This is a genomic window from Gracilimonas sp., assembly GCF_035704785.1.
In the GTDB taxonomy this organism is placed as follows: Bacteria; Bacteroidota; Rhodothermia; order Balneolales; family Balneolaceae; genus Gracilimonas.
Map to the genome: position 1 here is coordinate 1 of NZ_DASSWP010000096.1, position 5,610 is coordinate 5,610.

The window sequence follows — 5,610 nt, forward strand, 5'->3', positions numbered from 1 at the left end:
GGGAGCTGAAATGGTGGATTCTGTTTATGAAATGATTAGAAGCAGAATAAAAGAAGAAGATCCGGAATTATCGGAAAAAGAAGTGACTGCAAAGGTATTTTTAAGATATTATCAAAAGGAATTTTCTGATAAACAAAAAGACCGAATTGCAGCCTTTTTAGTAAATACCAAGTAAAAGCAGAGTTTCATTAAATTGAGACATGAATAAGAAAATTATCTACCCTATTCTCGGGATCATTTTGTTGTACGGGTTGCTGATGATTCCTGTAGATCCATCCATTGAAATTCAAAGTAAAGCGAATGCAAACCCATTCATTTGGAATCAGGATGAGAGATGGGAGCAGCTGGAAGAGCAGTTCAACGCAGCAAGAATGGATACGGGAATTTCCCGTGAAAACACCATTCAGGCCAAGACGGCAAGCATTAATCAGTTTTTGGAGGAGCTTGAAAACAGCCCCTTTTTTCCTGAAGACACCCGTCTTGATTCCCTGCTGAATGAATTCTTCGAACTCGGGCCGCTGGTTGCTGCATATGGAGAGTCGAATCAGGACTTTGTAGAGTTATACAATCGCAGCAGAAGGATCATTAAAAATGAATCGGTTGATTGGGATATTAATAGAGATGAAACCAGGATAGCTCTATATAAAACGCTGTATGGAATGAGGGCTGCCGTTGAAGAAGTGTTACTTCAATCAGAAGTAGAGATAGACCCGGTTTTGCATGTACAAAATGAAGGGTCAGTGACCCCATCAACTGAAATTTTAGGAATAAAAGTACACAGCGGGGATCTGTTGGTTTCACGGGGAGGAGCGGAAGTTTCAGCGCTTATTTCCAGGGGGAATGATTTTCCGGGTAATTTCTCTCACGTTGCTCTAATCTATGTGGAGGAAGAAACCAATGAGCCATATTTGATCGAGGCGCATATTGAGCGCGGTGTTGCGATTGCGACGGCAGAGGAATATATCAATGACCGGAAGCTACGGTTTATGGTGCTTCGTGTAAGAAGTAATCTGCCTGAAATAAAGGAGGATCCGCTGCTTCCCCATAAAGCTGCAAAGTTTATGTTTGAAGAGGCGCAAAAACGACATATTCCCTACGATTTTAAAATGAATTTCTTTGAACCGGAAGCCATGTTTTGCTCAGAAGTCGGTTCATATGCGTATAAAGAATATGGTATTCAGCTTTGGCAATCCGAATCCACAATATCTTCATATGGAGTGGTTACATTATTAAACACTTTTGGTGTTGAAAATTTTGTCACTCAAATGCCATCCGACCTGGAATACGATCCCCAATTAGCCGTGGTTGCTGAGTGGAGAGATACAAAGGCACTTTTTGAAGATCACTTGTATAATGCAGTGATCGATGCGATGCTGGTATGTGCCGAAAATGGAGAAGAAATAGATTATAACGAATGGCTTTTACCTGTAGTTAGATTGGCAAAAGGATATAGCTATTTAATGAACTTGATAGGGAAAACAGGCCCGGTTCCCGAAGGAATGAGCTCTATGCAGGCGGCCAAAAGCGAAGCATTTGTAAATCGGCATGAAACATTGAAAGAAAAAGTAAGAACAAAGGCGGCTGTATTTTCAGAAACGCAGGATTACACACCTCCATACTGGGAATTGGTAAGAATGGCTGAAGAAGCAACAGGGTGCAAATAAATATGAAAAAGAAAGTTCATTTAGTGCTCGGAAGCGGCGGTGCCCGGGGCATAGCCCACATTGCCGTAATCGAAGAATTGGAAAAAGCCGGATATGAGATTATCGAAGTAATAGGATGCTCGATGGGTGCGGTTGTTGGTGGAATTTTTGCGGCAGGACATCTCCCCGAATACAAAAAATGGATAACCGGCCTGTCCCGAAGAGGAGTATTCGATCTGCTGGATTTTACCTTTACTAAGCAGGGTTTTGTGAAAGGGGAAAAACTATTCGCTAAGCATCTCGATTTAACGGGAAATGAGAATATTGAGGAGTTTGAAATTCCATTCACTGCTGTAGCAACCGATATGCGTCATCACGAAGAAGTGCTTTTTAGATCCGGAGATCTGTATAAAGCATTAAGAGCCTCAGTTTCCATGCCCGGTTTTTTTGTGCCCGTTGTGGAAGATGGCAAGGTGCTTGTGGATGGCGGGGTGCTCAATCCCCTGCCGATAAATTTGGTAAAAAAGGAAAAAGGTGCAATTATTGTAGCGGTTAATTTAAACGGGAGGCCTGATCCTAAATATGATAAAAAGCCGGAACCCGACAAACTGGAGGAAATGCAAAAATGGTTTGGTAAAATGCTTCCGGACTCAATGAAGTCAAACCGCAAAACTAAGGCAAAAGCCGAACTGTCTGCTGTGGAAGAATCTTTTTCTCTGATAGAATTAATGGATAGCAGCTTCAGTTTTACCCAAGACCGGCTCACTGAGCTTATCATCGAAATGCACAAGCCGGATAAATTAATAGAGATTCCCAGAAATGCGTGCGGGGTTTTTGATTTTGATCAGGGAAAACGGGTTTACGATATTGGAAGAGAAGCTTTTGTCAAAGCTTTTGGTTAATTAAATGATTCAACCAGATTCATGGTCGGTTTAGGAAAAGAGATTGGAATTAGTAAAACCGATTAACCATTATACTACTAACGAATAACCAATGGATGTTATGAATAGAGCAGAATTTCTGGATCACATAAAAAACTTCAATGACTATTGGGATGTAGTCGTAATTGGTGGCGGGGCAACGGGATTGGGCGTAGGCGTGGATGCCGCGGCGAGGGGCTATAAAACTCTGCTTCTGGAAATGCACGACTATTCAAAAGGAACATCTAGCCGGAGTACAAAACTGGTACACGGCGGAGTTCGGTATCTGCAGCAAGGAGATGTCTCTCTGGTGATAGAAGCCTTGCACGAACGCGGACTGTTGATTCAAAATGCTCCTCACTTGGTGAGCCATCAGTCCTTTATTGTGCCGAGTTATGAATGGTGGAACGGCCCGTTTTATGGAGTGGGAATGAAGGTTTATGATGCCCTGGCAGGTAAATTGGGAATCAACAAGTCGAAAAATCTTTCCAAAGAAAAAACATTGGAAAAAATTCCAACCCTGGAACCCGAAGGTTTGCGTGGCGGTGTGATCTATTATGATGGACAATTTGATGATTCACGCCTTTCCATCAACCTGGCACAGACCATGCACGATCAGGGGGGATATCCGATGAATTACATGAAGGTGATAGGATTAGAGAAAAATGGAAAGGGTTTTATAGAGGGCGTGAAAGTCCGGGATATGCTGAATGGTGATGACTATGAGATCAATGCCCGGGTAGTGATCAATGCGACGGGAATTTTCTCGGATGATATTCTGGAGATGGATGAAGAGGGACATAAGAAGATCATCCAATATGCACAGGGTATTCACCTGGTTTTGGACAAGGAATTTCTGCCCGGTGATTCTGCTATTATGGTCCCCCACACCGAAGACGGCCGCGTACTTTTTGCGGTACCATGGCACGATAAAGTGATCATCGGAACTACGGATACGCCCGTTGATAAAGCAATTTTAGAACCGATTGCTCTTGAGGAAGAGATCGAATTTGTATTACGGCATGCAGCTCAATACCTCACTCAAGATCCTTCCCGAAAAGATGTGAAAAGTGTGTTCGCCGGAATTCGTCCGCTGGTAAAACCGCCGGATGCCAAGGACACTTCTGAGATCTCCCGAAGCCATCACATACAGGTATCTGAATCAGGATTGGTAACTATTGCCGGAGGGAAATGGACGACCTACCGTAAGATGGCGGAAGACACGGTCGATCAGGCAGCCCTGGTTGCCGGACTGGATGTAAAGGAAACACCTACCAAAGAACTTCGCATTCATGGGTGGCTCAAAAATGTGGATCGTAAAGATCATCTCTATGTGTACGGTTCCGATAAAGTAGCGTTAAATAAACTGATTGAAGATGAGCCTGAGCTCGGGAAAAAATTGCACCCAGACCTTCCCTATCTGAAAGCCGAGGTAGTTTGGGCAGTCCGAAATGAAATGGCACAAACCATTGAAGATATCCTTTCCCGCAGAACCCGGGCCCTGTTGCTGGACGCCAAAGCTAGTGTGGAAATGGCTCCCGAAGTCGGCCGATTGCTAGCCAAAGAATTCGGCAAAGACGACGCCTGGGTGGAACAGGAAGTGAAGGAATATAAGCAGGTGGCTAAGAATTATATTTTGGAATAGATTGTGTGAATATCCAATAACCAACACCCAACACGGAATGATCAAGTAAAGTCCACTTGGACATTGGATATTCCGTGATGGATATTGAATATTCATTTCTTCCTTATCTTTGGATCAAAATCCATTTCAAAAAGATCTAAATGACCACCGACGAATCCATTCGTGCCCGCAAAACCCTGAAGCTCAGGGTAGATCCTGAAAACCCGCTGCCGGTAACCAAAGGAGAAGAATTCAAAGAAACCATAAAAGAACTGATCGAGTTGGCAGGGAAGGCGCCCTTTCATTATGAAAGCAATGAGGAACAGAGGTCGGATGCATTACAAGGAAAAGAGCCCTGGCGGTTTCATGTACTGGACGGGGAAAGCTGCCGTTCTTTTCTTCGGGCTTTGAATCAGGAGAAACCAATGAAGGCTCCGGAAGGCATCCGACAAATGCTGGCTGCGGCTGATGGATTGATACTGGCTACGTGGCTGCCTGAAAGAACCCGAAAGTTATCCCGCAGATTTCATCCCAACCTGAAAAATATGGAGCATATTGCAGCCACCGGCGCGGCGATTCAAAACCTGTGGCTTGCGGCAACTTCAAGAGGTATCAATGCCTACTGGTCGTCGGGCGGGGTCATTCGAAAATCCAAAGTGATGGAATTTTTGGGTATCCCCAAAGATGAGATCCTGCTCGGGGCGGTCTTTCTGTTCCCGGATGAATACCCCGAGGGCGTGGAAACCAAAACCGGAAAAAATGCAGAGAACAGAGGCGAGATCGGGGATTTTATGGATTGGATCGAAGTTAAATAGTTCTGACTTAAAAGTTCGATGTTCCTTGTTGGATGTTCCACCTACTTTTTCATCAACGCCAACAGATCATCGATCTCATCCTGATCGATTAACACTGATTCCAATCCCAGCTCCTTTTTCATACGGAAATTACGTTCCGGTCCCAGTGTGTAGAACATGCGGAGCAGTTCCAGCTCGTTGTCAAAGTAATGCTCGGTAAAGCGGTCTTTGAATTTGATGGACAGGATGTGCTCTTCCAGTTCATCCGCCAACAGGCTTGATGACCCTTTCAAAAATTGGTCGACCAACACGCCCGTTTGGGTATCCAGTTTGAGATGAAATTTTTGAGGTGTGATGCGATTCAGCAACTGACTTGGTAAATATGTAGCACTTCGGATGGGCCGGTTCAAAACATAGAGTAATTTCAGCATGGCGCCGAGTCCCTTTCGGGTTTTAAGATGACCTTTAAAGCAACCGTACACATTCGGGTAATCATCAAGCACCCGCATTGAAAGACGGAATTCGCGGTTATAGCCCCGGCGCGCAGTGGAAATGTAATAATAGGTCTCCGGCTTTTTGTTGGCGTGATTGAAAGGCGGCCGAAGCGAACGAATAAGCAGATTTTCCAG

5 protein-coding genes are annotated in these 5,610 nt (G+C 44.4%); 4 read left to right on the forward strand and 1 reads right to left on the reverse strand.

Features of this window, described 5'->3' with window-relative positions; all coding sequences use genetic code 11:
• Positions 1 to 200 precede the first annotated feature (200 nt).
• From VFM80_RS05685 to VFM80_RS05700, 4 genes are all read left to right on the forward strand, one after another.
• Entirely contained in the window at positions 201 to 1,664 is a 1,464-nt protein-coding gene (locus tag VFM80_RS05685; protein ID WP_395070434.1) for a YiiX/YebB-like N1pC/P60 family cysteine hydrolase, read from the forward strand.
• Positions 1,665 to 1,666: 2 nt separating this feature from the next.
• Entirely contained in the window at positions 1,667 to 2,545 is an 879-nt protein-coding gene (locus VFM80_RS05690) for a patatin-like phospholipase family protein (RefSeq protein WP_395070436.1), read from the forward strand.
• A gap of 100 nt (positions 2,546 to 2,645) precedes the next feature.
• The gene (locus VFM80_RS05695) at positions 2,646 to 4,208 is read left to right on the forward strand and encodes a glycerol-3-phosphate dehydrogenase/oxidase (protein ID WP_395070438.1); all 1,563 of its coding nucleotides are present in this window, start codon (positions 2,646 to 2,648) and stop codon (positions 4,206 to 4,208) included.
• A gap of 140 nt (positions 4,209 to 4,348) precedes the next feature.
• Positions 4,349 to 5,002, forward strand: a complete 654-nt coding sequence (locus tag VFM80_RS05700; RefSeq protein WP_395070440.1) for a nitroreductase family protein — start codon at positions 4,349 to 4,351, stop codon at positions 5,000 to 5,002.
• Between the two features lie 41 nt (positions 5,003 to 5,043).
• Here VFM80_RS05700 and VFM80_RS05705 read toward each other — a convergent pair.
• On the reverse strand, positions 5,044 to 5,610 hold a 567-nt coding region (locus VFM80_RS05705), incomplete at its 5' end, for a nucleotide excision repair endonuclease (RefSeq protein WP_395070442.1).